A 25,498-nucleotide genomic window follows, 5' to 3' on the forward strand; every position below is an offset into this window, starting at 1 on the left:
TTACCTTTCGATCTCTGGCGGGTAGGTGTGGAGCGACACCATGAGTGCGGCGACATCGGAGATATTGGTGCCGGAGATCAGGTGTTCGAGCAAAGCCATGGCGTGCGTATAGCTCGGCCCGCGCACGTTGATCCGACGCGGATATCCGGTGCCGTCTGTAACGAGATAATAGCCATACTCCCCGCGCGAGCTTTCGCCTTTGATGTAGGTCTCGCCACGCGGAATTTTCCAATGGAGCACGTTGGGCAGGTTGCCCATGACCGGCCCCTCTTTCGGCATCTTTTTGAGGATTTGCCGGATGAGTTGGATCGTCTCGTGCAGGTCTTTGAAACGCACCATCGTGCGGGCGTAGATGTCTGAGGCCTCTTCCGTGTGGACGGTGAAGTCGAGCTGATCGTAGACGAGGTAGGGGCTGTCCTTACGCACGTCTTTGGCGACGCCACCCGCGCGGGCGTTCGGGCCTGTGACGCCGTAGCGCTCGAAGAGGGCAGGGTCGATATAACCCACGCCTTGCGTGCGGGTTTTAAACACAGAGCTATGGAACATGAGCTTTTCGGCGTCTGCCAGATAGCGTTCTGCCGTGCTCAGGACCTCTTCCATGCGGCCTTCGAACCCTTCGGGCAGATGCGCGCGCACGCCGCCCGGGAGGATGAACATGTGATAGATGCGGGCACCGGTGAGTTCTTCGAACCGATCCAGCATCAGATCGCGGGTGTAGGTCATCCATTGGCCGACCACACCGAGACCCAGCGCGCCGGAAATCCCGCCCATAGCCATCATGTAGCTGTTGAAGCGGCCCATCTCGAGGATCAGGGTGCGGATCCAAGTGGCCATTTCCGGCACCTCGATCCCTGCGAGTTCCTCGACGGCGGCGGCGTAGCAATATTCGTTGAAATCCGGCTCCGGCACGCAGACGCGGCAGACGATCGGGAAGACCTGAATGAACGTCCGGCGTTCCATCAGTTTCTCGAACCCGCGGTGGAGGTAGCCGACATGGGTTTTGCCTTCGACGACTTCGTCACCACACACCGTCAGTTCAACCGACATGTTGCCCGTGATACCGGGGTGGTTCGGGCCGTGCCAGAGCTTGAGATACTTGCCGGTTTCCAGATCGACTTCGACTTTCCCGTCGGGGCCGGGCTGGGGGTATTGGGAGCGGTCAGGGGAGAAGGAGAACATCATTTGGCTCCTTTCGGGTAATCCGCATAGAGCACTTTCTGCATATGCGTTTTCGGATCATGGGTCTCACGGCCCGGACGGTCGTGATAGGTTTGCTGCGAATAGGCGAGCGTATCGAAATCGCGGCGGTAGGGCGGCAGGTCGGTCCAGCCTTCTAGGATGAATTCCTCATCCACGCGCGGGCTACCGGGGAAGTTGATGCCGAACATCTCGCGCAACTCGCGCTGATAGGTGGCGGCAGTTGGCCAGAGATCGTGGATCGTGTCGCCGGTCGCATCCTCACGGTCGAGCATCACGCGCAGGGCCAGTGTCAGATTGGCCTCGCGGTTGTTGATCATGTAGGTGAGCTGAAACTGCTGCTCTTCGATCCAGTCCACGGCGGTGAGGAGCGTCAGGTGTGTGAACCCTTCGACGTCGCGCAGTTCTGTCAGGATCGCACGCAGTTCAGAGCGTTTGACGGTCACGAAACACAGGTCATCGCGCTGAAACGTCGGCGTGCCGAAGTGGTAGCGGTCTTTGAGGCGGTATAGGAGTTCTCTCATCATAGCGCTCACCAATTGTAATCCGGCATGTCCCAGTCCTTGATCACCGCCTTCTGGTTGGCTTTGTACTGGGCAAAGTTTTCGGCGTATTTGTTGGCCCCTTCGGCTTCACCCTTGCGGATGATCTGCTTGAGTTCCATGAACCCATGCAAAAGCGCCTCGGGCCGCGGCATGCAGCCCGCGATGTAGAGATCGACGGGCAGGTAATCGTCGAGTCGTTTGATCGTGTTGTAGCTGTCCCAATACATCCCGCCGTTGATGGTGCAGGAGCCGAGGCCCATCACGTATTTCGGCTGCGGCATCTGCTCATAGGCGCGGATGGCGCGTTTGAGGGTTTTGACCGAGAGATAGCCAGAGATCACGAGGAGGTTCGCCTGACGCGGGGTCGGGCGCCACTGGATACCGTAGCGGTAGGCGTCAAAGCGGGGCGTCATCAGAGGGCGCATTTCAATCGCGCCGCAGCCCGTGCCAAAGCCCAAAATCCAGAGCGAGTTGGACCGCGCCCAGTTGTAGAAATCTTCTACGATTTTCGAATAGGCCTTCGGATGCACCTTCGGCTGCGCTTCGCAGAAGTAGTCGCGGAGCGGCTCAATCTCGATTTCCTGCCCGTCGGGGGTGGTCACTTTGCGCGGGCGAAGCTCTTCGCGCAGGGGGACTTCTTTGTTCTTTTTGAGAAACTTGTCGTCAACGTCTTCCATGGTCTCACCCTCACACGGTCAGGATGGCGAGGACGCCAATCGGCAGCCCCCATTTGAGGAAAAAGCGGATGCTCTGCTCAACGCGGAAACGCGGGTGCACGACGCCGATGACGACGGACACCATGTAGAGGCAGAACACTTTGATTGCGAACTCGGCCCAGGAGGTGGCGCCTCCGAAGAACAGGTTCATGTAGATGACGGTTTTCGCGACCGGAAACAGCACGCGGTTCGTCTGCATCAGCGCCAGATAAGAGGAGTGGTATTCCGTCGGCGGGCCGATCGGAATTTCCTGCGGCGCGATCACCACGTCAAACGGAGAGCGCATCATGGTGCCCACAAAGGCAACCATAGCGGCGACAGTGGCGAGCGGGTTGGTGAACACGGTCCAGTTGAAGATGGAGCCCTGCTGCGCGGCGACGATTTCGGTGATGTCGAGCGTCTGATACTGGAGCGACAGAGCATAGACCCCAAGGGCGAGCGGTAGCTCGGCCATGGTCACTTGCGATAGGCCACGCGAGACGCCGATGGCGCTGTGGGGATGCCCGCTCTCGCCCGCGCCGAGGGCCATGCCCAGCGTGCCGAAGAAGATGAAGTAGAGCGCGAGGATCAGGTCACCTGCGTAGGAAAAGTTTTGGTGCCATTCGGAGCCGTAGATCGTCGGAACGAACAACAGTAGGCCCACACCGCCCGTGAGACGAAACACTGGCCCGAGATAGAACATCACGCCGTGGGTGATTTTGGACCGCAGGGCGATGTTCTTGGCGAGGTCGATGTAGTTTTGCCAGACAGGGATGCCGTAGCGCCCTCCGACCCGCGCGCCGATCTTGCGCACGACGGCGGTCATCACCATCCCGTAGTTGATGACGATGAAGAGCGTCAGGAGGGCATAGGCCACTTGGACCCATTCGAAGTTCGGAAGCGAATTCATGACAGGCCTCCCATGGCGATCAGGTAGACGGCAATGACGAAGAAAAGCAGTTGCACGGCGTAGGTCTGGCCGTTGCCTGTGTAGAGTTTGCGGGTGAAGTCCGCGGTGCCGTGGAGCATGTTCGAGACGCCGCTCCAGAAGCTCGTTGCGACAGGCGTTTCAAGGAACCCCATGGCCTTGCGGTATGGCGCAAAGAAGTTCCACGCAAAGTGCGTTGTCTGCGGTTTGAACGGGCGTTCGGCGGAGAAGACGATGTTGAACTGCTTCACCTTCTGCGCGTTGTGGTTCATCCAGATGAGCAGGATGAAGACGACCACAAACACCGTGGCGATGACGCCCCAGATCGCGACGGGGTTCCATGTGCCGTATTGGCTATCGACGATCTTGCCGGTCCAGACGAGCGGCGTATCCCCGAAGAGCGTGCCGATATAGCTGTCCACACGGCGCAAGATCATGCCGGGCAGGATCGCGAAGGACAGAAGGAAGCCCACGAAAAGCATCTGCGGCAGGAGGATCCAGAACGGAGCTTCTTTCGTGAGGCGCAACTCGTCTTTGAGTTGGCCGAGGAAGATCGTGTGGATCAGGCGGAACAGGTAGAGGAAGCCGACCGGACCCGCCATGAAGATCAGGATCATCGGCAGACGCAGGTCCGTGGACATGATCGCGTTGTAGAAAATCCAGCGGCCCCCGAAACCGGAGAGCGGCGGGACGCCAGACATGGCGATGATGCCGACGAGCACGGAGACGAAGGTGAAGGGCATGAGGGTGATCAGCCCGCCCATTTTGTACATGAGCTTCGTATGCGTGCGCTCTTTGACGCCGCCGACGGCGAGGAAGAGCATGCTTTTGTAGACGAAGTGGTTGATCGCGAACATGAGCGCGAGGAGCCATCCGAGGTGGTTCATGAGCGCGAGGCCAAAGACCGCATAGCCCATTTGCGAGATGGAGCTGTAGGCGAGCAGGCGTTTGGCATCCTCTTGGAAGGCAGAGAGCACCGCGCCGATGAAGGCGGAGAGTGCCCCGAGCCAGACGAGCACGATGGTGAGATCAACACCAAAGAGCTCCTGCCGCCCCATTTCCATCAGGAGAACGAAGAGACCGAACAAACCGGCTTTGAGCAGGATACCGGAGACCATCGGCGACACATCCGTCTCTGCCTCTGCGTGTGCGCCGGGGAGCCAGATGTGGAGGCCCATGACGGCGGTTTTCGTCAGGAAACCTGCGGCGAGGAGGACGAAGACATAGGGGGCGATCCTGGACGGAACTTCGGACAGGTTCTCGATGGGAAAAGTCGGAGCGCCGTTTGCGGCAATGGCAAACCCTGCAAGGAGGGCAAAGGCCCCGCCGAGCGAGAAGGTGATGTAAGAGAGCGCATGAGGCTCGCTATCCTGTCCGCGCAGGATGAGGAAATAGCTGCCAACCGTCAGGAATTCCCAAGCTGCGAAGAACTGGAAACTTGTCTCGGACGTCACGAGTAGGCCCATACCGGCGAACATCAGAAGAGCTGGCGTGTAGAAACCCATCCGACGCCCTGTTGCATGGAACGAGGCCAGCAAGAGGATCGCGCCCCCCAAGACCATGATGATCAGGAAGACGTAGCGGAGTGGATCGAGGCCGTTTTTCGTCACCGCAAACCAGAACACGAGACCTGCGATGGCGAGGACGTTCTTGATCCGCGCGGGCAGGATGTCGAGTGGCAGGAACAGAAGGGCGAAGAGCAGGGGAACGAGTGTGATTAAGTTCTCTTGACCCGACAGGTTGCCCCAAACCCAGCTCACAGCGATTGCCAGCGCGGCGGCGATAAGTGCGATGGCCTCACCCGTCAGAGAAATATGGAGGCTATGCCCACTGCTGCGTTTGAGCGCCATCCCGAACCACCGAAAGAGCACAGTGGCCTCAATGAGCGCAGCGATGAGGAAGACGGCCATGAGGCTGTAGGCGCCATCGGTCGCGAGGACATGCACGAAGGACCATTTCGCGTAGAAGGCGGGGAAGGGCGGCAGGCCCGTCAGCATCGCGATGAAGACGGCAAACAGAACCACAAGCACAGGGTTTTCCCGCAGCGCGGCCCAATCGGACAGGTCGCGCGCTTTCACCATGCCGGAGAGCCAGAAGAGGCCCGCCTTCGCAATCGCATGCGACACGAGAAGCCCACCGGCAATGTAGAGGAAGCTGTCGCCCAGACGATCCGCGAACCCGATGACGAGCAGGATGAGACCGATCTGACCGACAGAGCTATATCCGAGCAGGCGGCGATCATGTGTCTGCGCGAGGGCAAGAAGGTTCGCGCCGACAAAGGTCACGATGCCAATCCCAGCGGCGAGCAGGGCCCAATCGGGACCAGCCATGGCGAGAACTTTGTAGACCGCAAAGAGGGCTGCGCTGCCGGAGGCGGCGGAGAAGATGGCGGAAAACCCGGGATGGGCGGATTCATAGATGTCGAGCGCCCAGCCGTTCGCGGGGAAGGGTTTGAGTTCGAGGATCAGCGCGATCAACACGAGGAACATGGCAAGCGACGCGCCATTCGCGCCCATCGGGACTTCGGAGATGTCGTCGATATTGAGCGAGCCGTTGGCGTGGTAGGTAAAGATTATGCCAATCAAGAGTAGGATCGAGATGACCTGCGACACGACGAGGTATTTGAACCCAGCGGCTAAGGCGCGCGTGTCTTTGGAGAGCAGCACGAGGCCCGCCGTCGCGATCACGATCAGTTCGAGGAAAACGAACATATTGAACAGGTCTCGGGTCATGATGAGGCCCGAAAGCGCCATGATGAGGACGAGCAGCACCGCCATGGCGCGTCGCCCGAGGCGGAGAAGATCTCGGCGCATGAAGAACGCAGAAAGGAGACCCGTGAGCGTCACGACCGAGGTCAACGCGGCTTCGGCAATGCCCGTCCGGAGATTGATGGCGAAGGGCGGTTTCGCCCCTGCCGTGAGCATTTCGACGGGGTCAGTTTGACCCGAGGCGAGCGCGACGGTCCATGACAGGGCAACGAAGGCCATGACAGCCAGCGCGCCAACGGTTGTGTGAAAGGCCGCCCGTTCTGAGGTCTCGCGCAAAAGCCCGAGAAGGAAGGCCGCACCTAGACCTGCGGCGAGGATGAGGAGAGGATTTACCATTTCAGCTCCGTAAAATCAGAGATGTCGAGGCTCCCGCGGGCGCGGAACAGCCGGTAGGCATATGCGAGCATGAGGGCGGTGACCCCGAGGCCGATGACGATGGCTGTGAGGACGAGGGCCTGTGGGACCGGATCGGTGATCCGTTCGGCGGCAGATGCAACGGGGATCGTGTCGAGGATCGGGGCTTCGCGTCCGGGGAGATAGCCGACCGCCACGAGCACGAGGTTCACGCCTGTGCTGGCTATCGTGAAGCTCACAATCATGCGCAGGATATTGCGATTGCTCAGCGCGCCGTAGAGGCCGAGGAAGATCAGGGCAAAGCCCGTGGCGAGAGAGATTTGAACGAGGGTCATTCTGCGTCCTCCGTCTCTTCGAGAGATGTCAGGATAGAGGAGAATTCCGCCCCGACCTTGAGACCCACGAGCACATAGATCAGCGGGATGGCTCCTGCGGAGAAGATCGATCCGAAGGTGCCAAGCGGCAGGATCTTGTTGTCGAGGAAGCCACCGGCAAAGAGCAGCCCGAGAAGACCGAGGATGACGTAGGTCAGGCCCGCGGAGCTTTCGATTTTCGAGATCAGGCCATGTGAGAAGCGTTCAGCGGGATCAGCGAGCAGCATAAGCAGCATCGCGGAGGCGACAATCGCCCCGCCTTGGAACCCGCCGCCGGGGGTCAGGTGCCCGTTAATGAAGACATAAGCGCCGAAGAGCAGGATCACAGGCACAAGCATCCGCGCGCCGGTCTGGAGCAACTCACCCGAGGGCAGGCCTCCTGCGCCTGCATGGGCGGAGGGGGCTTTGGACTGCGACAGCACAAGGCCGACGATGGCTGCGGTCAGGAACAGGACAGTGACTTCCCCGAGCGTATCAAGCCCGCGATAGGTCACGATAATCGCCGTCACGATGTTCTGAGCACCAGTTTCAGGAACGGTTTGATCCGCGTAATAGCTTGCTGTGAGATTTAGGCTGGCGTCGGGCGTGTAGCTGCTGAAGAGAGCGAAGAAGACGGTCCCGAGGAGTGCAACGAGCACCAATGGAATGGCCATGCGTGTTGTCATTGTGTGCCCTCCCGACGGATGCGGCCCATCACGAAGATGAACAGGAACGTGGTGAGGCCGGAGCCGATGGCGGCCTCGGTCATGGCGACGTCTGGCGCGGCGAGGAGCAGGAACATCACGGAGGCGAAGAGCGACACGAGGCCCGCCGCGAGCACGGCGACGAGTGTCGATCTGGCGAGCAGGGCGAGCACGGCGGCGGAGAGTGATGCGAGCGCAAGCACCGCGCCGAGGATGGTGAGGCCGATCATGTCAGGTCCTCCATGTCGCGGGACAGGTAATCTGCATCGCCTTTTGGACGGACACCGGCGCGATGGGCGGCGCGGGCGAGGACCTGTGAGGACAGCGGGTTGGTAAACATCAGGAAGAGCATGATGAGCAACAGTTTGATCGCCCACGACGGCTCGATGAGCGCGGTGCCGACGAGGACGAGCAGCGTGCCGAGGGTGGTGGCTTTCGTGCCCGCCTGAATACGGTTGTAGACGTCAGGCATCCGCACGAGGCCGAGGCCTCCTAGCGCGAGGAAAGCGGCGCCGGTCACGAAAACGAATGCGCCTAGAGTGTCGAGAAAACCGGAGAGGATCATTCTTCACCTCCTTCGATGTATCTGGCGGCGACGAGGACGCCGAGGAAGGACAGGAGCGCATAGACCAGTGCAACGTCGAGGTAGATTGCCCGCCCGCTGATGAGGGCGGCGAGGATGATTCCTGTGACGGAGACAATGGTCAGGGCGTCAAAGCCGACAATGCGGTCTGCGGCGGTTGGGCCTTTGAAGAACCGGTAGCCCGCCATTGCGAAGGTGAGCACCGTGAGGACGCCCGCGAGGATGAGGAACAGATCAGCCATACATCACCTCCAGATACCGCTCGAACCCGGCAACGATCTCTTGTGTGGCTTCGTCTAGGTCGGTGCTCTTGGTGACGACCCAGTGGATGTAGAGAAACTCGCCCTTAATCTCGCAGGTGAGCGTGCCGGGTGTGAGGGTGATCGCATTCGCGAGCAAAAGCCGCGCCACCGGATCGGTGAGCGTGGTGCGCACTTTGACGATGGCGGGAGAGATGGGGAGCGAGGGTTTCATGACCAGTGCGGCGAGTGAGAGGTTTGCCTTTACCAGTTCCTTGAGAAAATACCCGATGAATTGGAACGCCGCGAAGATGCCCGCTGGCGCGAGGTTAAAGCCTGACAGGAAGGATAAATGCCGCCCGAAGGCCGCCGAGATGACGCCCGCGACGACAAGACCGGACAGGATTGTCGCGAATGACAGAGACGCATTGAGCAAAACCCAGAAGAGGAACAAAGTCGCGAACAGGCGTAGAGAGACGCCCCCGCTGAGACCGTCTAGGGGCGGCGGCGCAGTTTGACCTTTGTCTGCGAGATGTGTGTCGCTCATGAGAAGGATCTCCGTTTCTGGCGTGAGCATGCAGGCACCCGTTCGGAGCCGCAGACCTGCGGGTTCGGGTGGCCAAATGTCGGAGCAATTATCGGGACGAACCCGTTCGGGGTGAGGAGGTTAGCTATGTCTTGGGGACGGTTAGAGCACATATTCAAAGCTGCTTATTTGACTTCGAACAAAGAAACCGTTTTTTGTGAGGGGCTGGGCGGTTTTTTCTGGCCTTTTGCGGGGTAAAGTTCCCGCAAAACAATAAACCTGCAGTCAGCCCACGCGCGTCGAAAGTTAATTTCTTTACGGTCATAAAGAAGGTCCGAGCCATGACATCCGAAAACAAAAATCCCGCGATTCTCATTTCCTCAGCTTCGTTCGATGACGGGGAGTTGGCGCGGATTGAGACGGTTGGAGAGACGATTCACGCGGCGACTGCAGAGGACCGTGCCGCATTGCCCGAAGAAGTGCGCCGCAAAGTTCGGGCAATCGCGAATAAGGGGCATCGCCCCATTGATGGTGCGCAGATGGACCTCTTTCCCAATCTGGAGATCATTTCCCAGTTCGGTGTCGGGTATGACGCGATTGATGTGGCGGCTGCAACCGAGCGCGGTATTCGCGTAACCAACACGCCGGATGTGCTCAACGAAGACGTCGCCGATCTGGCTCTCGCGATGATGCTTGCGTGGTCCCGAGAAATCGTCCGCGGGGATGCCTGGGTTCGTGAGGGCACATGGGCGTCAGGGCGTGAGTTGCCGCTCAACAGGAAAATGTCGGGGGCGACTGTCGGAATCGCTGGCATGGGGCGTATCGGGCGCGCCATCGCAGACCGGTGTGCCGCGTTCGGGATGAAAGTGCACTATACCTCGCGTAGCGCAAAGGACACGCCTGCGGATTGGACCTATCACGGAGAGAATGTGGTCGCGCTCGCGGATGCTGTCGAGTGGCTCGTGGTGGCTGTGGTCGGTGGCGAAAAGACGAAGGGCTATGTGTCAAAAGAGGCCATCTCCGCGGTTGGTCCGCGTGGCGTCGTGATCAACATCGCGCGCGGAACATGTATTGACGAGGAGGCGCTCATCGCTGCGCTTGAAGCGGGAGAGATTGCGGGCGCGGGGCTAGACGTCTTCTACAACGAACCAAACGTCGATCCGCGATTGATCGCGCTGCCGAACGTGCTCTTGCAACCGCACCAAGCGTCCTCAACTGTTGAGACCCGCCGCGACATGAGCATCGCGCAATGTGCCAACCTGACGGCGTATTTTGAGGGGACGCCGCTCCCGACACCGGTCAATTGAACGGGAGTGGATGCAGAAATGCTTTACGTGACGGCGGTTTATCTTACATGGATAGGGGACGTGCTCCGGTGATGAATGACGCGAAAGGGAATTTTCGGATGAGATATGCTTGGATTTTGGGCGGCTGTTTTGCGCTCGCGGGGTGTGCTGCCCCCATGACGCAGGACGGGTATCTAAAAGAAGTTCCTGAAAGTGTCGTGTCATTGGCGGACCCGTCGCAAGATCTCACCGTTGTTCAGCTCAACCCTACGGACAACTGTTTCTGGTATCAGCATCGCGGACCGGTGGAAACGACGATGCTGCCATTGCGTACGACGTCAGGCCGCCCGATCTGTGCACAATCGCCCGGAGTGCTTGAAACAGCGATGTAAGGGGTCGGGGCGCGCCTTGTCGCGCGCCCGTTCACTCAGCTTTGCGCCGTGACGTAGTTCTCTGCGGGATAGAGATGAGCCGTCGCGCCTGTATTCACACGATCATAGAGATCGATGACATGGGCCATCACCATCCGCACGCATCCGGAACTCGCACGCGTTCCGATTGAGCGCGGGTAGGGCGTTCCGTGAATGCGCAGGTATGTGTCACGGTTGCCGACGTAGAGATACAGCGCGCGGGAGCCGAGCGCATTGCGCGGACCCGGAGGCATCCCGTCGGCGTATTTCTCATAAACCTCGGGTTCGCGGGCGATCATCGCAGCCGTTGGGGTCCATGACGGCCACTTGGCTTTGCGGTTGATAGTGTATGTGCCGGGCTCATAAAGACCATCGCGCCCGATCGCCACGCCATAGCGCATTGCAGTGCCACCTTCTTCGATCAGGTAAAGATAGCGGGCCACGGCATCGACGTGAATATCGCCGGGAATGAGTCCCGAATTCGCCTCGACGCGGCGCGGAAGGAAGCGGTCGTGGAGGCCCCACGGATTCGTTGTTCTGATATCAAACGCGGCTGGTGTGACCTGTGCGTCCCACCGATCCCAATCGCTTTTGGTGGCTGCCATCGCAGGGAGGCCAACTGCGGTTGTCGAGAACAACGCGGTGGATGTCCGGATAAAGTGTCTTCTCGTTAGCATGTCGGACCTTTCAACGCATGGGGTCATTCATATCTGGGACAAAGCCCTCGGAAATCAAATCTATTAGAGATGAAGCTAAGGTGAAAAGCGACGCACAAACGCGTGTTCGAGGCTGCGTCGCTGTCCACAAGGCCCGGCCTTAGTCGAGCGGCGGGCCGGTAAAGGTCATGTTGAACTTCTCACCTTCCTCTATGACTTTCGGCATGTCCTCGGGGATTTTGCACTGATCTTTGGCCATGGCGGCAAAGAACCCTTCAAATCCACCCGGAGTTAGAATGACGAGGTGCCGGCAGGGCTCTTCGCTGACGACTTTGAATGTGTGTTCTGTGCCGCGCGGAATGAACGCCGTTTCGCCAGCCTTCACGATGGTCTCCTCGCCTGCGATCCAGACCTTGCACGCGCCTGTGAGGATCACGAAGGCCTCGTCCTCGTTGTGATGGATGTGACGCGGCGGGCCGCTTTGGGGCGGAGAGGTGCTGTCGACGATGGACATGGCGCCGCCGCTGCCTTCGGGGCTGAGAATTGTTTTGTAGCTGGTGCCGAGCCATTCAAGCGTTTCTGGCATAGGGTCCTCCCGTGTCTCTTTTCATTTTGAAAATTGATATGCGTTTATTTTCGCCACCCTCTGACGGAGTGGTTTCAGATATTCGGTCAGAGAGGTGACCTCGCGTCAATAGTCAGGTGGGGGGAAGGTTTCGCGCCATGTCCCCGTTTCTGAAAAGGAAACGCCCGCTCGGGCGGGAGCGGGCGTTTGTGTCGTCCTTGTCTGTTGCATGGTCTAGAAAGAGCCGGTTCCCATCACGCGGCTCGGGTCTGGCCCTTTCTCCATCTCCGCGAACTCCTCGTAGGTGCGGTATTTGTCGAGGATACCGTCCTGCGCCATTTTCAGAAGTTCGGCGGCCTCCTCGGGGCGCGTCTGGCTCAGTTGCCTGTAGCGCAATTCCCCATAGGCGTAGTCCTTGAACGGCAGGGACGGGCGTGGACTGTCGAGCATGAAGGGCGGTGTGCCCGTGCCGTGCAGCGCCGGATCATAGCGCAGGAGTGGCCAGTAGCCCGATTTCACCGCTTTGCCCTGTTGATCGAGGCCTTTCGACATGTCGATCCCGTGCGCGATGCAGTGACTATAGGCGAGGATGATCGAGGGACCGTCCCACGCCTCGGCTTCGCGGAAAGCGCGGAGCGTTTGCTGCGGATTCGCGCCGAGTGCGACCTGCGCCACGTAGACGTTGCCATAGGCGATTGCTTGGAGCGCCATATCCTTGCGGTTGGTGCGTTTGCCTGCGGCGGCGAATTTGGCGATGGCGCCGAGCGGCGTGGCTTTGGAGGCCTGACCGCCGGTGTTGGAGTAGACTTCTGTGTCCATCACGAGGATATTGACGTTCCGGCCCGAGGCGAGGACGTGGTCCAGCCCTCCATAGCCAATATCATAGGCCCAGCCGTCACCGCCCACGAGCCAGATCGCCCGTTTGACGAGGTGATCGCAGAGGGAGAGAAGGTGGTCGGTATCTGCGGAACGCGGGAGCGAGAGGAGCTTTGTCTTAAGCTGTCCCACACGCTCGCGCTGTCTGCGGATTTCTGACTCGCGGACCTGCGGTGCAGTGAGAATGGCCTCGACCAAGTTCTCGCCGACCTCTGGGGCCAGCTTGCGGAGAAGGTCTTGTGCGAGAGCCGTCTGTTTGTCTGCCGCGAGACGGAAGCCGAGGCCAAACTCTGCGTTGTCCTCAAAGAGAGAGTTCGCCCATGCAGGCCCGCGTCCTTCTGCGTTTCTCGTCCACGGTGTCACAGGCAGGTTGCCGCCGTAGATCGACGAACACCCTGTGGCATTGGCGACCATAAGGCGATCCCCGAAGAGTTGGCTTAGAAGCTTCACATAGGGGGTCTCGCCACAGCCCGCGCAAGCGCCGGGGAACTCAAAGAGCGGCTCGAGGAATTGCACGCCCCGCACATTCGCGAAATCGACGCGGGAGCGGTCATTCACGGGCAGGCTCTCGAAGAAGGCGATGTTCTCGCGTTCTTTCTCCGGCAGATCGGCTTTCGGATGCAGGTTGATGGCTTTCTGTGTCGGGTCGGACTCCGATACTGCGGGACAGGCTTCGACACAGAGACTGCAACCCGTGCAGTCCTCCAAATAGAACTCCAGCGCGAATTCCGCCCCCGGATAGCCCCGCGCATTGACCGGCGCGTGTTTGAAGCCCTCGGGTGCACCGTCGAGCAACTCTTCATCGAAATACTTCGCGCGGATCACAGAGTGCGGGCAGACGAAGGAACACTGGCCGCACTGGATACAGTCCTCCGCGATCCAAACCGGCACATCCTCCGCGACATTGCGTTTCTCCCACGCAGCCGTGCCAGAGGGGAAGGTACCGTCAACAGGGAGGGCGGAGACAGGGATATCGTCACCCAGACCTGCCATCATCTTCGCCGTCACGTCGCGCACGAAGTCGGGCGCATCCTGCGGAACGAGGGAGGGACGTTCGATGATACTTGTTGGCTCGGAGGGGACCGCAATCTCGTGGAGACCCGCAAGCGCTCCATCCACAGCCGCAAAGTTCATATCGACAACGGCCTGACCCTTCTTCTGATAGGTCTTTTTGATTGCTGCTTTGATTTTCGCGATGGCGTCGTCGCGGGGGAGGACATTTGAGAGCGCAAAGAAACAGGTTTGCAGGATCGTGTTCGTCCGCGCCCCGAGGCCAACCGCGCGGGCGGCCTGAGAAGCGTCGATCACGTAAAATTTGAGGTCCTTGTCTATGATCGACTGCTGAACGGAGCGCGGGAGACGGTCCCATGTGGCTTCTGGACCATAAGGGGAGTTGAGAAGGAACGTCGCGCCTTTTGCAGCCAACTTGAGCACATCCATCTTCATCAGGAAGTGGAACTGGTGACAGGCGACGAAGTTCGCGGAGTGGATCAGATAGGGGGCTTCGATCGGCTCGGGGCCGAACCGCAGATGGCTTTCCGTCACCGCGCCGGATTTGTGGCTGTCATAGACAAAGTAGCCCTGCGCATAGTGACCAGGTTCATCGGCGATGATCTTCACCGAGTTCTTGTTGGCCCCGACCGTGCCGTCTGCGCCGAGGCCATAGAACACGGCACGGACCACGTTGTCTTTTTCGATGTCATAGGTCTGGTCGACGGCCAGAGAGGTGTGGGACACGTCGTCCGTGATGCCAACGGTAAAGCCCGTTTTGGGGGTCTCTTTAGCGAGGTTGTCGAAGACGGCTTTGACCTGTGCGGGAGTGAAGTCTTTGGACGACAGGCCATACCGCCCGCCAATCACACGCGGCATTGTCGCCCTCGCACCCGTCGCAAAGGCCTCTGACAATGCGGAGACCACATCGAGATACATCGTTTCCCCCGTCGTGCCAGGTTCTTTGGAACGGTCGAGAACAGCGATTTTCGAGACACTTTCGGGAAGGACGGCGAGCAGGTGTTTGACGGAGAAGGGGCGATAGAGACGGACAATGATGAGGCCGATCTTCTCGCCTTTCGCGACGAGGTCCTCGACGGTGGCTTTGATCACTTCGACACCGGACCCCATGGCGATCACCACCCGTTCGGCATCAGGGACGCCGACATAGTCGAACGGTTGGTAATGGCGGCCTGTCATTGCACCGAGCTTTTCCATTTCCTCGGCCACGATATCAGGCACGGCGGCATAGAACGGGTTGGACGCCTCGCGCCCTTGGAAGAACACGTCAGGGTTCTGCGCGGTGCCGCGAATAAACGGGTTTTCGGGCGACAATGCCCGCTTGCGATGGGCGCGGACCAGATCATCGTCAATCATCGCACGGATTTGCGCATCGGGAATGAGCGTCGCTGTGTTCACCTCATGCGAGGTGCGGAACCCGTCGAAGAAATGCATGAACGGAATGCGGGCGCGGAGCGTGGCGGCGTGGGACACGAGCGCGAGATCGTGGGCTTCCTGCACGGACGCGGAGGCCAGCATCGCGAACCCTGTGGAGCGCGCGGCCATGACGTCCGAGTGGTCGCCAAAGATCGAAAGCGCATGGGTCGCCAAGGCGCGTGCGGCGACGTGGAACACCGTCGGCGTCAGTTCCCCAGCGATTTTAAACATATTAGGCAACATGAGCATGAGGCCCTGAGACGCGGTGAAGGTCGTCGTCAACGCCCCCGCTTGAAGGCTGCCGTGCACGGTGCCGGCAGCGCCCGCCTCTGATTGCATTTCCTGAATGACCGGTTGATCGCCCCAAATGTTTTTGACACCTGCGGCGGTCCAGTCATCAGCGAGTTCTGCCATCGGTGAGGACGGTGTGATCGGATAGATCGAACACACCTCATTCACGCGGTAGGCAATATGGGCGACCGCTGTGTTGCCGTCGAGCGTGGCTTGCACGGGCGCATTCGCCGGATTGTTTTGGCCGTGATCAAGCATGGGAAACCTCCGGGATCATCTCGAGCGCGTGGCAGGGGCATTGGTCGAAACAGGACTGGCAGCCGGTGCATTTGGCGGCGTCGATGGTGTAGCCGTTGCCTGCGCCGTTCTTCTGGATCGCGTCCTCAGGGCAGGCGGCGTAGCAGTTGTCGCATTCGTAACAAGACCCGCAGGAATAGCAGCGCGAGGCCTCATAGCGGGCTTCTTTCTCGGTGAGGCCGAGCAGGACTTCGTCAAAGCTCGCTTCGCGTCGGACCTTTGCGATAGAGGCCTGTTCCTTCGGGTCCACATCCGAGTAGACGGGCAGGTGGAGCATATCGGCGGTCACGAGGGCGGGCGGTTCATCTGCCTCATAAGTCCGCCCGTCGAGCCACGCGTCGATGTGACGGGCGGCAAGCTTGCCGTGTCCCGTGGCGATTGTGACGCTCTGCTGGTCGGGCACCATGTCGCCGCCCGCGAAGACGCCTTCACAGCCGGTCATCCGGTTCTCTCCGACCTCCACCGTCCCATTCCAGCTAAACGTTAGGCCCGGCACGGATTGCAAGAAACTGCTGTCGGTTTCCTGACCGAGCGCGAGGACGACCGCATCGGCGGCGAGGGTCTCGAATTCTCCCGTCGGCTTGGCGCGTCCGTTCGCGTCGATCTCCATCCGCTCGACCTTGAGCGCGTCGCCCTCGATCTCTTTGATCGAGGTGAGCCATTTGATTTTGACACCCTCGGCCATGGCCTCGTCCGCTTCGAACTCATGTGCGGGCATGTGCTCGCGGTCGCGGCGATAGACGATGAGGGTCTCTGTCGCTCCGAGGCGCTTGGCGGTGCGGGCGGCGTCCATGGCGGTATTGCCGCCGCCGTAAACAACGACCCGACGACCGAGAAGAGGGGCATCGCCTTTCGAGGCCTCGGAGAGCAGGGTCACGGCATTGAGGATTTTCGGCGCTTCCTTCGCGGGGATATCAACATGTTTGCCCGCACCTGCGCCGATGGCGAGATAGACGGCGTCGAAACCGCCCGCCGTTTTCTCCGCCATCAGATCGGTAACTTTGTGGTTCAGCGTGATCTTCACGCCGAGCGCCTCAATTCGCGCGACGTCGTGGGCTAGCTCCGCGCGGGGCATCCGGTACGCCGGAATGCCGAAATGCATCATACCGCCTGCGATGGGGCCTGCTTCACGGATTTCGACACTGTGGCCCAACCGGGCGAGGTGATAGGCGCAGGACATGCCGGATGGACCGGCCCCCACGACGAGCACCTTTTTGCCGGAGGGAGGCTGGGTTGCGGTGAAGGTCCAGCCTTTTTCATTTGCCATGTCGCCAAGGAACCGTTCCACCGCATGGATGGACACAGAGGCGTCAACCTCCCCACGGTTACAGCCTCCTTCGCAGGGGTGATAACAGACGCGACCGTGCACGGCGGGCATCGGGTTCTCAGCGGTCAGGATTTCCCACGCGGTCCGGTAATCTCCGTCTAATGCAGCCGCGAGCCATTCGCGGATGTTTTCCCCCGCCGGACAGGCCGCAGCGCAGGGTGGGGTGAGGGTGACATAGCTCGGGATTTGGCTGCGGATCGGACCTGTGCCTGCGGTCTTCGTCTGGTCAACGAGCGGCGTAAAATCGGCGCGTTTGGTGCCTTTTGAGGTATTCGCGGAGTTGGGCATGGCGAGGCTTTCTCATCCTGAGGTTGATGCACCATGGCGGGGAAAAGGGCTTTGGGCGTTGATATACATCAAGGATTGCGCATGTGAGATTTGCCTCGCAACGCTATGATTTTCAGTGTGTTTCTTTTGAAATTTTCTGAGGTTCAGGATTGGCTCGACTGAGGGCCTTGATCGATTGTTGCTCTGTCTGGTGCCGCCGGACATCATCTTTACTTCTGGCTCGAAATTAGATAAATGACTGGTCAGTTATTTATTTTGGGCGCGACTCATCCGAGGTGCAACATGTCCGACGAGACAGCCGATTCAGGTCAAACTCCGGAGCCGAAATTCCGCCGCCGCAAAGAGGCGCGGCCGGATGAAATTCTCGATGCGGCGTTATCTTTGTTCGTCGAGAAGAGTTTCGCCGGAACGCGGGTCGAAGACATCGCCCGCCGTGCAGGGGTCTCGAAAGGGGCGGTTTATCTCTACTTCCCCTCGAAAGACGCCATCGCGGCCGCCCTCGTCGATCGGGCCGTCGGGGGCATGGCGGATGAGGTCATCGCCGCGATCCGTGCTCACACCGGAGATCCGCGCCCGTTGATCCGCCGTTTGGCCGGACTGATTGCAGCGGGGATCGGTGATGAAAAGATTCTCGCAGTGCCGAAATTCATCATCCATGAAGCCAACAGCCAGCCGCAACTTGCGAAGATTTACGCGGATCGGGTGTTGTCCCGTCTCCTTCCCGAACTCTCGGCGCTCTTCGGGCGCGCCATGGATGAGGGGCATATCCGACGCCTCGATCCCGAGATGCTCACGCGGTCTCTCATCGGGCCGATATTCGTTCATATGCTTCTGGCTGAGGTCTTCGGCATTACCCCTGAACAAGGGCTTGATCTCAACGGATTGTTTGAAACGCATCTGAGTGTCTTCTTTGCAGGCCTCGATCCGGAAAAAGGAGTGTCCTGATGACTGATCTTCCTAGCTGGCTCGTGTCGATCATCGCGTCGATTTATCCGGGTATCGTGCCGCCGACACCGTATGTGTATGACGGTTATGTCGAAGGCGACTTCACCTACGCCGCGCCTGCGACCGCGGGGCGGATCGAGGAAATTGCGGTGGTCGAGGGCGGAGAGGTGTCAGAGGGCGCTTTGATATTTGCGCTCCGCGATGCGCAGTATGCGGCCGCGTTGAGGGCGGCAGAGGCGCAACTGGCGCAGGCCGAGGCGACTTTGGTCAATCTCTCGACAGGCTCGCGCGATGCGGAGACTGCCGTTATTCGCGCATCGTTGGATCAGGCGCGCGTGGCGCTCGATATTGCGCGAACGCGGCTGGAGCGGTCCGAGGCGCTTCTGGATCGAGGCGCAACGACGCAGGCGGCTGTCGACGATCAGAGGGCGGCGGTGGATGAGGCGAAGGCGTCAGTCGCGCAGCTCGAAGCGGAGTTGTCAGTTGCCGAATTGCCCGCCCGCGACGCGGAGCGACGTGCGGCTGAGGCAGTGGTTGAGGCCGCGCGGGCACAGGTTGATCTGGCGCGTTCGGACCTTGAAGATCGCAAAGTCTTTGCGCCCGTGTCCGGTCGGGTCGAGAAGGTTTATTTCACAGAAGGCGAAGTGGCCTCGGCTGGCACGCCTGTCGTGTCGATCCTGCCGCCGGACGGTCGGATTGCGCTGTTCTTTGTGCCGGAAGCAGAGCGCGCGGATTTGGAAGTCGGGGATGAGGTGGCGTTGTCGTGCGAAGGATGTGCGCCCGACCTGACCGCGACCATCACGCGGCTGGCCTCTGATCCGCAGTACACGCCACCCATCCTCTACACGCGGGAGGCGCGGGGGCGTTTGGTGTACCGCGTTGAAGCGACGGTCGAGGGGGCCGCGAACCTGCGTCCGGGGCAGCCTGTGACCGTTGATGCCTCAACCGCTGCGGAGGAGTAGGACATGGCCGAAGGCAAAGGCGATCCTGCCATTTCTGTCCGTGGCCTGACCAAAATCTTCGGTGAGCGGACCGTGGTGGACGGGTTCGACATGGAGGTCGCGAAGGGGGCGATCTATGGCTTTCTCGGGCCGAACGGGTCGGGCAAAACCACCACCATCCGCATGATGTGCGGGCTGCTGACACCTGATGGTGGGGAGGGACATTGCCTCGGGCTCGATATCGTCAATGACAGCCGCGAGATCAAAAAGCGCGTCGGATACATGACGCAGAAGTTTTCGCTCTACGAAGACATGACCATCGCGGAGAACCTTGATTTCGTGGCCCGTATGTTCGGCGTCCCGAACCGAAAGGCACGGGTGGTTGAGGCCGTGCGCGATCTGGGCCTTGAGGGGCGGGCAGGGCAGTTGGCAGGCACGCTGTCGGGCGGGTGGAAGCAGCGGCTCGCACTCGCGGCCTGTATGATCCACGATCCGGATTTGCTACTCCTCGATGAGCCGACTGCAGGTGTGGATCCGAAGGCGCGGCGCGATTTCTGGGATGAAATCAGGAGGCTGGCCGCACGGGGTGTGACGGTCCTCGTGTCCACACACTATATGGACGAAGCCGTCCAATGCGACCACATCGCCTATATCGCCTACGGGAAAAAGCTCATTGACGGAGCAGCGGGCGAGATTCCGCGCCAGATCGGGTTGCATACCTATGTGGTGACGGGGCCTGACCTGAGCGCCTTGGAGGATTATCTCGCAGATGCGGAGGGCGCGGGGCAGGTGATCCGATTCGGGGCGGAGTTGCATGTCTCCGGCACGGATCAGGCGGCGCTCGATGCCTTGGCCGCGCGTGAGAGGGCGCGCGGCGTGCATGAGTGGACGGCGAAGCGTGCGGGTCTCGAAGAGGCGTTCATCTACCTCATGGCGGGCGCGAAGGACAACTTTCTAACGGAGGGCGCGGCATGAAACGGATGTCCGACGTCTTTTCCTTCGCACGCTTCCTCGCGGTTCTGGTCAAAGAGTTCATCCAGATGCGCCGTGATCGTGTCACCTTTGGCATGATGATCGGCATTCCGGTGATGCAACTTTTGCTCTTCGGATACGCCATTGATACCGACCCGCATAACCTGCCGACCCTCGTGGAAATGAACGATGAAGCCGTCGTGGTGCGGGCGCTGACGGCGGCGATGGATACCTCGGACTATTTCGACTTTATCGGGATTTCAACGTCGGAAACGGAGAGCGCAGAGGCGCTTCAGGACGGCACCGCGCAGGTGGTTCTGACGGTGCCGGAAGGGTTCGAGCGCGACATGATCCGCGGCCTCCATCCTCAAATCCTGCTCACAGTGGATGCCTCTGATCCCGTTGCAGCGGCGGGGGCGATCGGTGCGATCAACGGGGTTGTCGAAACTGCGATAGAGCAAAGCCTGACCGGCCCGCATGCATCTTCGGCGAGCTCGCAAGCGCCGTTCGACGTGGTCATCCACCGCGCCTACAATCCGGCGCAGGAAACCTCCATCAATATCGTGCCCGGACTTTTGGCGATCATTCTGTCCATGACGATGATCCTCATTACCGCTGTAGCGATTGTCCGCGAGAGTGAAAAAGGGACAATGGAGAGCCTCATCGCGACGCCTGTGACCGCCGCCGAGGTGATGCTTGGGAAAATCCTGCCCTATGTGTTTGTCGGCTACGTGCAGACGGTGGTGTTCCTCGTGGCCGCGCGGGTGCTGTTTTCGGTGCCTTTTTCCGGCTCCTTTGGGGCGTTCTTTGTTGGCTTCAATCTCTACATCATTGTGAACCTCGCCATCGGTTTTCTCGTATCGACTGTGGCGCAGAATCAGTTGCAGGCGATGCAACTGTCCTTTTTCACGATCCTGCCGACCGTCCTCCTGTCCGGCTTCATGTTTCCGTTTGCCGCCATGCCCGTCTGGGCGCAGACCCTCGGGACGGCCATCCCTGCCACGCATTTCCTCCGCCTCGTGCGTAAGGTGATGCTCAAAGGGGCAGGGTTTCAGGAGGTGCTCCCCAACATGGGGGCAATCGTCGTGATTCTTCTCGTGGTCATCGTCATCGCGCTCAAGCGGTATCGGCAGACACTCGATTGAGCCCAGCTACGGTGCAATGCGCGCGGGTCAAAATCCTATTAAAATAATCAGGATTGACATAACCAAGTAATTCGCTCAGTTATTGGCGCATGCCAAATGCAGCCCCTTGGGGCGGCATGGGTCTATGCAAATCGAGAGACTGAGGGCCGACGCACAGGCCGACCAAACCAAAAGGGACACGAGTTCATGAAACGCATGATGACGGCCATGATCGCCGCCGCTCTGCCAGCCACCGCCTTCGCCGGAGAAGCCGAAGTGGTGGCCAACTACGCCGATATCGCAGAAGCAATCTACGGAGACTCGCTGATCAAGGCGAAGCACCTGGACGCTGCGATTGAAGCTTTTGTTGCTGCTCCGTCCGATCAAACGCTGACGGCTGCCAAATCCGCGTGGCTTGCCGCCCGTGTGCCGTATCAGCAATCCGAGGTGTTCCGTTTCGGCAACCCGATCGTTGATGATTGGGAAGGCAAGGTGAACGCATGGCCGCTCGATGAGGGGCTGATCGACTATGTTGACGCTGTGTATGGCGGCGCCACCGACGAGAACCCGCTGGCCGCGCTCAACGTGATTGCGAACCCGACGTTCGAAATCTCGGGCGAAACGATTGATGCGTCTGTGATCACGCCGGAGCTGCTCGGCGAGACGCTGCATGAGGCGGACGAAGTCGAGGCCAACGTCGCCACCGGCTATCATGCCATCGAATTTCTGCTGTGGGGGCAAGACCTAAATGGCACCGACCATGGCGCGGGCAACCGTCCATACACCGACTACGTTGTGGGCGAGGGCTGCACCGGCGGTGCGTGTGATCGCCGTGCTCAGTACCTGACGGCAGCGACGAAACTGTTGGTTTCCGATCTCGAGTATATGGCTGCGCAATGGGCCGACGGCGGTGAAGCACGTGAAACCGTTCTGGCCGATCCGTCTGCAGGCATCACCGCGATGCTGACCGGCATGGGCTCCTTGTCCTATGGTGAGCAAGCGGGTGAGCGCATGAAGCTTGGCCTGATGCTCAACGATCCGGAAGAAGAGCACGACTGTTTCTCCGACAACACCCACAACTCGCACTATTACGACGGACTGGGTATCCATAACGTTTACGTCGGTCAGTACGTCCGCGTCGATGGAACGCTCGTGTCCGGTGAGAGCCTTCAGGACCTGCTCGAAGCCGCCGATCCGGCGCTTGCAGCCGACCTGACAGCGGCTGTCGATCACACAGTTGCCGAACTTGGCCAGATCAAGGCCGCTGCAGAAGCAGGGTTTTCCTATGACCAAATGCTCGAAGCAGGCAACGAAGCCGGTGAAGAACTGATCATGTCTGCGGTTGACGCACTTGTCGCGCAGACCCGTGAGATCGAGCGCGCAGTTGCCGCACTGTCTACCGAGATCGAGGTGGAAGGGTCCGACAGCCTCGATAATCCCGACGCTGTATTCCAGTGATTTTGTGGCGGGCTGGATCATCCGGCCCGCCTTTTCATGACCGGGAAAGCGCAATGCCCGTATTCCTCCGCAGCGTGAAAAATCTTCGCAAGCGTCACGCCATTGGTGTGACGCTTGTGCTTTTGCTCCCGACGACCTTTGCAACGGACCTGACCGCGCAATCGCTCTCCGATGTGCACCTCAATGTCGTGCCGCGCACGGATGTGGAGCGGGACCGGATTGCCGGTGTTCTGTCTGCTCCGAAGTCCTTCGATACCCCACAACCCTTCGAAGCCTTGTCTGCCGGCGCGGCCAGCACCGAGCGCACCGAGGAAGATGGTGTTTTCAGAAAACCATCTGGCGGGTTTGATAAGGCCACGGAACTTGATTTTCTGCTTGGAGAGGCGCTTTTTGACAAGCTTTGGGTGTCCTCGCCGTCCTCGACAAAAGCGTCTGACGGTCTCGGGCCACTCTATAATGCGCGGGCCTGCCTGCGTTGCCATCCGGGAAACGGTCGTGGTCGCCCGCCTGAGGGGGAAGCCGCTCTCGGCGGATTGAAGACCTCCATGTTCCTTAAACTTTCGGTGCCTGCCGCACCCGAAGCGCCACTGACCGAGATTGAGGCCTATTTGCAGGCGCTAGACGGGGACGCCGCCACGCCGCGCGCACGCCCTGTGCCGGCATATGGTGGTCAGCTTCAGGATCGTGCGGTTCTGGGGCTGGAACCCGAGGCGAAATGGACGGTCAACTACGAAGAGATAGAAGTCCTACTTGCCGGCGGAGAAACCGCGTTCCTGCGCAAACCGACGTTTGACATTGGTGATCTGCGTTCAGGACCGCTCCCCGATGATCTTCAGGTCTCTCCGCGCGTCGCCAATCCGATGATCGGCCTAGGACTTCTGGAGGCCATTCCGGTCGATGACATACTCGCGCTTGCCGATCCTCATGACGAAGACGGGGACGGGATCTCCGGTCGCCCGAATATCGTCTGGTCACGGGAATTCGACACGCCAATGCTCGGCCGGTTCGGGTGGAAGGCGTTCAATCCAACCGTTGAACAACAATCGGCCTCCGCACTCTCGTCAGACATCGGCATCTCCTCGCCGCTTTTTCCCGCCGCATGGGGCGATTGCACAGTGGAGCAAGCCGACTGCATCGCAGCGCCACATGGAGACGGAGATGTGCGGGGCACGGAGATCGACCAGACCGGTCTCGATCTCCTGACGCTCTACGCGACCCACATCGGAGTGCCCCGCCGGACGGAGGCGGGGGATGCAGAAGTTCTCCTCGGTAAGGAAGTGTTCCATGACATCGGCTGCGCGGCCTGCCATCAGCCGAATTTCGTGACCCACCGCCTCGCGGACGAACAAGACGCGCCGCTCTCGTTCCAACTGATCTGGCCCTACACCGATCTGCTGCTCCACGATATGGGGGAGGGTCTCGCAGATAACCGGCCCGAGGGGCGCGCGACCGGCGCAGAGTGGCGCACAGCCCCTTTGTGGGGTCTCGGTTTGACGGCGCAGGTTTCTGGCCATACATACCTTCTCCATGACGGACGAGCGCGCTCTGTTCTTGAGGCTATTCTGTGGCATGGTGGCGAAGCCGAGGCGGCGCGCGATGCTGTCGTCCACCTCCAGCCGGAGCGTCGCGCCGCACTCCTCCGTTTCCTGAACTCACTTTGAGAGAAATTCGATGCGTTTCACCCTCGCTGCTCTTCTGACCACCGCCATGTGTTCCCCGCTCTTCGCGCAGTCGGAGCCGAGTTTGGCGGAGATACAGGCGCGGTCACTCGAGCGGGCCGTCATGGAGCACACGGTTCCCGCCGTGGAGCGCTTTGATGATGCTGCACGCGACCTGGTTCTAGCGAGCGCAGCGGATTGCACACCCGCAGCCATGCAGCCGGCCTATCATGCTGCTTTTGATGCGTGGATGGGGCTGCAACACCTCCATATGGGGCCGGTCGAGGAAAACGGACGCATCCTCGCAATCGCATTCTGGCCGGACAAAAAGGGCATGATCCCCCGAACGCTCGCCCGCGCGATCGCGGACGAGGACGCGGTGGTCAATGACGCAGAGGGTTTCTCGGATGCGTCAATCGCTCTGCGCGGGTTGTTCGCACTCGAATACATGCTCTTTGATCCGCAGTTCGACGACTATGACGCGGGCTCCTATTCCTGTGCGCTCGTTCAGGCGATTTCTAACGATCTCGGTCGGATGGCGCATGCGATTGATATGGAGTGGACCGAAGATGGCGGGTTCAAGGATACGCTCCTTTTGGCCGGTGAGGCGGAGAGCCCAATTTACCTGAGCCAGATGGAGAGCGTTCAGGCGCTGTACACCATGCTGAATTCGTCCCTCGAGAACACCAAGGATCAGCGCATCGGTCGTCCGATCGGAACGTTTGAGCGTCCGCGCCCGACCCGTGCAGAGGCCTACCGCTCGGCGCGGTCAGAGCGCAACGTGATCCTGCAACTCGAAGCAGCGCGCGACCTGGCGCACAAGCTGGCCCCTGGCGAGACACCGAAAACCGACGACGCCTTTGAACAGACTTTGGCCTTGGCGGAGGCGCTTGATGATCCCGATTTCTCCGGTGCGGCCGACCCGATGAGGCGTCTGAAGATCGAGATTGTGGGGCAAAACATCGATACGATCCTCGGGCATATCGCGAATGAGGTCGGTGCGTCGTTGGGTGTGTCCGCTGGGTTCAACGCGTCTGACGGAGACTAAGGCAAATTGCCGGAACGTCTCGAAGCCCCATAATTTG

At 60.1% G+C, this 25,498-nt stretch carries 24 protein-coding genes; 9 read left to right on the top strand and 15 right to left on the bottom strand.

Annotated elements, in window-relative coordinates; all coding sequences use genetic code 11:
* The 11 genes from LA304_RS07145 to LA304_RS07195 are packed head-to-tail and all read right to left on the bottom strand — an operon-like array spanning window position 1 to window position 8,913.
* Window positions 1-1,179, bottom strand: a complete 1,179-nt coding sequence (locus LA304_RS07145) for an NADH-quinone oxidoreductase subunit D (protein WP_224502419.1) — start codon at window positions 1,177-1,179, stop codon at window positions 1-3.
* Window positions 1,179-1,721, bottom strand: coding sequence for an NADH-quinone oxidoreductase subunit C (locus LA304_RS07150; RefSeq protein WP_224502420.1), 543 nt, complete (start codon window positions 1,719-1,721; stop codon window positions 1,179-1,181). The genes LA304_RS07145 and LA304_RS07150 overlap by 1 nt, the downstream gene beginning before the upstream one ends.
* Window positions 1,722-1,729: 8 nt before the next feature.
* Entirely contained in the window at window positions 1,730-2,419 is a 690-nt protein-coding gene (locus LA304_RS07155) for an NADH-quinone oxidoreductase subunit B (protein ID WP_224502421.1), read from the bottom strand.
* A gap of 10 nt (window positions 2,420-2,429) precedes the next feature.
* Entirely contained in the window at window positions 2,430-3,347 is a 918-nt protein-coding gene (locus tag LA304_RS07160; RefSeq protein WP_224502422.1) for a respiratory chain complex I subunit 1 family protein, read from the bottom strand.
* Window positions 3,344-6,469 carry a proton-conducting transporter transmembrane domain-containing protein gene (locus tag LA304_RS07165; RefSeq protein WP_224502423.1) on the bottom strand — a complete coding sequence of 1,042 codons (3,126 nt, stop codon included), beginning with the start codon at window positions 6,467-6,469 and terminating at the stop codon, window positions 3,344-3,346. The genes LA304_RS07160 and LA304_RS07165 overlap by 4 nt, the downstream gene beginning before the upstream one ends.
* Complete coding sequence (locus tag LA304_RS07170) at window positions 6,463-6,822, bottom strand: sodium:proton antiporter (protein WP_224502424.1); 360 nt, start codon at window positions 6,820-6,822, stop codon at window positions 6,463-6,465. Before LA304_RS07170 ends, LA304_RS07165 begins: the two co-directional genes overlap by 7 nt.
* Complete coding sequence (locus tag LA304_RS07175; protein WP_224502425.1) at window positions 6,819-7,526, bottom strand: Na(+)/H(+) antiporter subunit B; 708 nt, start codon at window positions 7,524-7,526, stop codon at window positions 6,819-6,821. Before LA304_RS07175 ends, LA304_RS07170 begins: the two co-directional genes overlap by 4 nt.
* Window positions 7,523-7,774, bottom strand: a complete 252-nt coding sequence (locus tag LA304_RS07180; protein WP_224502426.1) for a hydrogenase subunit MbhD domain-containing protein — start codon at window positions 7,772-7,774, stop codon at window positions 7,523-7,525. The genes LA304_RS07175 and LA304_RS07180 overlap by 4 nt, the downstream gene beginning before the upstream one ends.
* The gene (gene mnhG / locus LA304_RS07185) at window positions 7,771-8,109 is read right to left on the bottom strand and encodes a monovalent cation/H(+) antiporter subunit G (RefSeq protein ID WP_224502427.1); all 339 of its coding nucleotides are present in this window, start codon (window positions 8,107-8,109) and stop codon (window positions 7,771-7,773) included. The genes LA304_RS07180 and mnhG overlap by 4 nt, the downstream gene beginning before the upstream one ends.
* On the bottom strand, window positions 8,106-8,369 hold the full coding sequence (locus tag LA304_RS07190) for a monovalent cation/H+ antiporter complex subunit F (RefSeq protein WP_224502428.1): 264 nt from the start codon (window positions 8,367-8,369) through the stop codon (window positions 8,106-8,108). Before LA304_RS07190 ends, mnhG begins: the two co-directional genes overlap by 4 nt.
* On the bottom strand, window positions 8,362-8,913 hold the full coding sequence (locus LA304_RS07195; RefSeq protein ID WP_224502429.1) for a Na+/H+ antiporter subunit E: 552 nt from the start codon (window positions 8,911-8,913) through the stop codon (window positions 8,362-8,364). Before LA304_RS07195 ends, LA304_RS07190 begins: the two co-directional genes overlap by 8 nt.
* A gap of 320 nt (window positions 8,914-9,233) precedes the next feature.
* On the opposite strand from LA304_RS07195, the gene LA304_RS07200 reads away from it, so the two are divergent.
* Window positions 9,234-10,199 carry a 2-hydroxyacid dehydrogenase gene (locus tag LA304_RS07200; protein WP_224502430.1) on the top strand — a complete coding sequence of 322 codons (966 nt, stop codon included), beginning with the start codon at window positions 9,234-9,236 and terminating at the stop codon, window positions 10,197-10,199.
* 98 nt (window positions 10,200-10,297) lie between these two features.
* A complete protein-coding gene (locus LA304_RS07205; RefSeq protein ID WP_224502431.1) occupies window positions 10,298-10,570 on the top strand; it encodes a hypothetical protein in 273 nt (90 codons plus the stop codon).
* A 35-nt stretch (window positions 10,571-10,605) separates the two neighbouring features.
* Here the strand turns inward: LA304_RS07205 and LA304_RS07210 are convergent, their stop codons facing one another.
* The 4 genes from LA304_RS07210 to LA304_RS07225 all read right to left on the bottom strand — a co-directional run bounded on the left by LA304_RS07210 (window position 10,606) and on the right by LA304_RS07225 (window position 17,315).
* Window positions 10,606-11,265, bottom strand: a complete 660-nt coding sequence (locus LA304_RS07210; RefSeq protein ID WP_224502432.1) for a L,D-transpeptidase — start codon at window positions 11,263-11,265, stop codon at window positions 10,606-10,608.
* 139 nt (window positions 11,266-11,404) lie between these two features.
* On the bottom strand, window positions 11,405-11,830 hold the full coding sequence (locus LA304_RS07215) for a cupin domain-containing protein (protein ID WP_224502433.1): 426 nt from the start codon (window positions 11,828-11,830) through the stop codon (window positions 11,405-11,407).
* Between the two features lie 213 nt (window positions 11,831-12,043).
* Window positions 12,044-15,661, bottom strand: a complete 3,618-nt coding sequence (nifJ, locus tag LA304_RS07220) for a pyruvate:ferredoxin (flavodoxin) oxidoreductase (RefSeq protein ID WP_224502434.1) — start codon at window positions 15,659-15,661, stop codon at window positions 12,044-12,046.
* A complete protein-coding gene (locus tag LA304_RS07225; RefSeq protein ID WP_224502435.1) occupies window positions 15,654-17,315 on the bottom strand; it encodes an NAD(P)-binding protein in 1,662 nt (553 codons plus the stop codon). The genes nifJ and LA304_RS07225 overlap by 8 nt, the downstream gene beginning before the upstream one ends.
* Window positions 17,316-17,597: 282 nt before the next feature.
* Here LA304_RS07225 and LA304_RS07230 point away from each other — a divergent pair, with 282 nt between their 5' ends.
* The 7 genes from LA304_RS07230 (at window position 17,598) to LA304_RS07260 (ending at window position 25,461) form a co-directional block, all read left to right on the top strand.
* Complete coding sequence (locus LA304_RS07230; protein ID WP_224502436.1) at window positions 17,598-18,260, top strand: TetR/AcrR family transcriptional regulator; 663 nt, start codon at window positions 17,598-17,600, stop codon at window positions 18,258-18,260.
* Window positions 18,260-19,222 carry an HlyD family secretion protein gene (locus LA304_RS07235; protein ID WP_224502437.1) on the top strand — a complete coding sequence of 321 codons (963 nt, stop codon included), beginning with the start codon at window positions 18,260-18,262 and terminating at the stop codon, window positions 19,220-19,222. The genes LA304_RS07230 and LA304_RS07235 overlap by 1 nt, the downstream gene beginning before the upstream one ends.
* A gap of 3 nt (window positions 19,223-19,225) precedes the next feature.
* Complete coding sequence (locus LA304_RS07240) at window positions 19,226-20,176, top strand: ABC transporter ATP-binding protein (RefSeq protein WP_224502438.1); 951 nt, start codon at window positions 19,226-19,228, stop codon at window positions 20,174-20,176.
* The gene (locus LA304_RS07245; protein WP_224502439.1) at window positions 20,173-21,318 is read left to right on the top strand and encodes an ABC transporter permease; all 1,146 of its coding nucleotides are present in this window, start codon (window positions 20,173-20,175) and stop codon (window positions 21,316-21,318) included. The genes LA304_RS07240 and LA304_RS07245 overlap by 4 nt, the downstream gene beginning before the upstream one ends.
* A 186-nt stretch (window positions 21,319-21,504) precedes the next feature.
* On the top strand, window positions 21,505-22,755 hold the full coding sequence (locus tag LA304_RS07250) for an imelysin family protein (RefSeq protein ID WP_224502440.1): 1,251 nt from the start codon (window positions 21,505-21,507) through the stop codon (window positions 22,753-22,755).
* Window positions 22,756-22,808: 53 nt separating this feature from the next.
* On the top strand, window positions 22,809-24,416 hold the full coding sequence (locus LA304_RS07255) for a di-heme oxidoreductase family protein (RefSeq protein ID WP_224502441.1): 1,608 nt from the start codon (window positions 22,809-22,811) through the stop codon (window positions 24,414-24,416).
* 10 nt (window positions 24,417-24,426) lie between these two features.
* Window positions 24,427-25,461: an imelysin family protein gene (locus tag LA304_RS07260; RefSeq protein ID WP_224502442.1), complete on the top strand. Its 1,035-nt coding sequence runs from the start codon at window positions 24,427-24,429 to the stop codon at window positions 25,459-25,461.
* The last annotated feature ends 37 nt before the right edge of the window (window positions 25,462-25,498 follow it).

Source organism: Celeribacter litoreus, from assembly GCF_020165855.1.
Taxonomy (GTDB): Bacteria; Pseudomonadota; Alphaproteobacteria; order Rhodobacterales; family Rhodobacteraceae; genus Celeribacter; species Celeribacter litoreus.

What these genes read in the sequence shown, in the direction of transcription:
- LA304_RS07160 (WP_224502422.1), bottom strand. Translation starts at nt 3,347, where the DNA reads ATGAATTCGCTTCCGAACTTCGAATGGGTCCAAGTGGCCTATGCCCTC.
- LA304_RS07205 (WP_224502431.1), top strand. Translation starts at nt 10,298, where the DNA reads ATGAGATATGCTTGGATTTTGGGCGGCTGTTTTGCGCTCGCGGGGTGT.
- LA304_RS07195 (WP_224502429.1), bottom strand. Translation starts at nt 8,913, where the DNA reads ATGAGCGACACACATCTCGCAGACAAAGGTCAAACTGCGCCGCCGCCC.
- LA304_RS07210 (WP_224502432.1), bottom strand. Translation starts at nt 11,265, where the DNA reads ATGCTAACGAGAAGACACTTTATCCGGACATCCACCGCGTTGTTCTCG.
- LA304_RS07165 (WP_224502423.1), bottom strand. Translation starts at nt 6,469, where the DNA reads ATGGTAAATCCTCTCCTCATCCTCGCCGCAGGTCTAGGTGCGGCCTTC.
- LA304_RS07240 (WP_224502438.1), top strand. Translation starts at nt 19,226, where the DNA reads ATGGCCGAAGGCAAAGGCGATCCTGCCATTTCTGTCCGTGGCCTGACC.
- LA304_RS07235 (WP_224502437.1), top strand. Translation starts at nt 18,260, where the DNA reads ATGACTGATCTTCCTAGCTGGCTCGTGTCGATCATCGCGTCGATTTAT.
- LA304_RS07255 (WP_224502441.1), top strand. Translation starts at nt 22,809, where the DNA reads ATGCCCGTATTCCTCCGCAGCGTGAAAAATCTTCGCAAGCGTCACGCC.
- LA304_RS07175 (WP_224502425.1), bottom strand. Translation starts at nt 7,526, where the DNA reads ATGACAACACGCATGGCCATTCCATTGGTGCTCGTTGCACTCCTCGGG.
- LA304_RS07190 (WP_224502428.1), bottom strand. Translation starts at nt 8,369, where the DNA reads ATGGCTGATCTGTTCCTCATCCTCGCGGGCGTCCTCACGGTGCTCACC.
- LA304_RS07230 (WP_224502436.1), top strand. Translation starts at nt 17,598, where the DNA reads ATGTCCGACGAGACAGCCGATTCAGGTCAAACTCCGGAGCCGAAATTC.
- mnhG (WP_224502427.1), bottom strand. Translation starts at nt 8,109, where the DNA reads ATGATCCTCTCCGGTTTTCTCGACACTCTAGGCGCATTCGTTTTCGTG.
- LA304_RS07155 (WP_224502421.1), bottom strand. Translation starts at nt 2,419, where the DNA reads ATGGAAGACGTTGACGACAAGTTTCTCAAAAAGAACAAAGAAGTCCCC.
- LA304_RS07150 (WP_224502420.1), bottom strand. Translation starts at nt 1,721, where the DNA reads ATGAGAGAACTCCTATACCGCCTCAAAGACCGCTACCACTTCGGCACG.
- LA304_RS07215 (WP_224502433.1), bottom strand. Translation starts at nt 11,830, where the DNA reads ATGCCAGAAACGCTTGAATGGCTCGGCACCAGCTACAAAACAATTCTC.
- nifJ (WP_224502434.1), bottom strand. Translation starts at nt 15,661, where the DNA reads ATGCTTGATCACGGCCAAAACAATCCGGCGAATGCGCCCGTGCAAGCC.
- LA304_RS07180 (WP_224502426.1), bottom strand. Translation starts at nt 7,774, where the DNA reads ATGATCGGCCTCACCATCCTCGGCGCGGTGCTTGCGCTCGCATCACTC.
- LA304_RS07170 (WP_224502424.1), bottom strand. Translation starts at nt 6,822, where the DNA reads ATGACCCTCGTTCAAATCTCTCTCGCCACGGGCTTTGCCCTGATCTTC.
- LA304_RS07245 (WP_224502439.1), top strand. Translation starts at nt 20,173, where the DNA reads ATGAAACGGATGTCCGACGTCTTTTCCTTCGCACGCTTCCTCGCGGTT.
- LA304_RS07145 (WP_224502419.1), bottom strand. Translation starts at nt 1,179, where the DNA reads ATGTTCTCCTTCTCCCCTGACCGCTCCCAATACCCCCAGCCCGGCCCC.
- LA304_RS07250 (WP_224502440.1), top strand. Translation starts at nt 21,505, where the DNA reads ATGAAACGCATGATGACGGCCATGATCGCCGCCGCTCTGCCAGCCACC.
- LA304_RS07260 (WP_224502442.1), top strand. Translation starts at nt 24,427, where the DNA reads ATGCGTTTCACCCTCGCTGCTCTTCTGACCACCGCCATGTGTTCCCCG.
- LA304_RS07225 (WP_224502435.1), bottom strand. Translation starts at nt 17,315, where the DNA reads ATGCCCAACTCCGCGAATACCTCAAAAGGCACCAAACGCGCCGATTTT.
- LA304_RS07200 (WP_224502430.1), top strand. Translation starts at nt 9,234, where the DNA reads ATGACATCCGAAAACAAAAATCCCGCGATTCTCATTTCCTCAGCTTCG.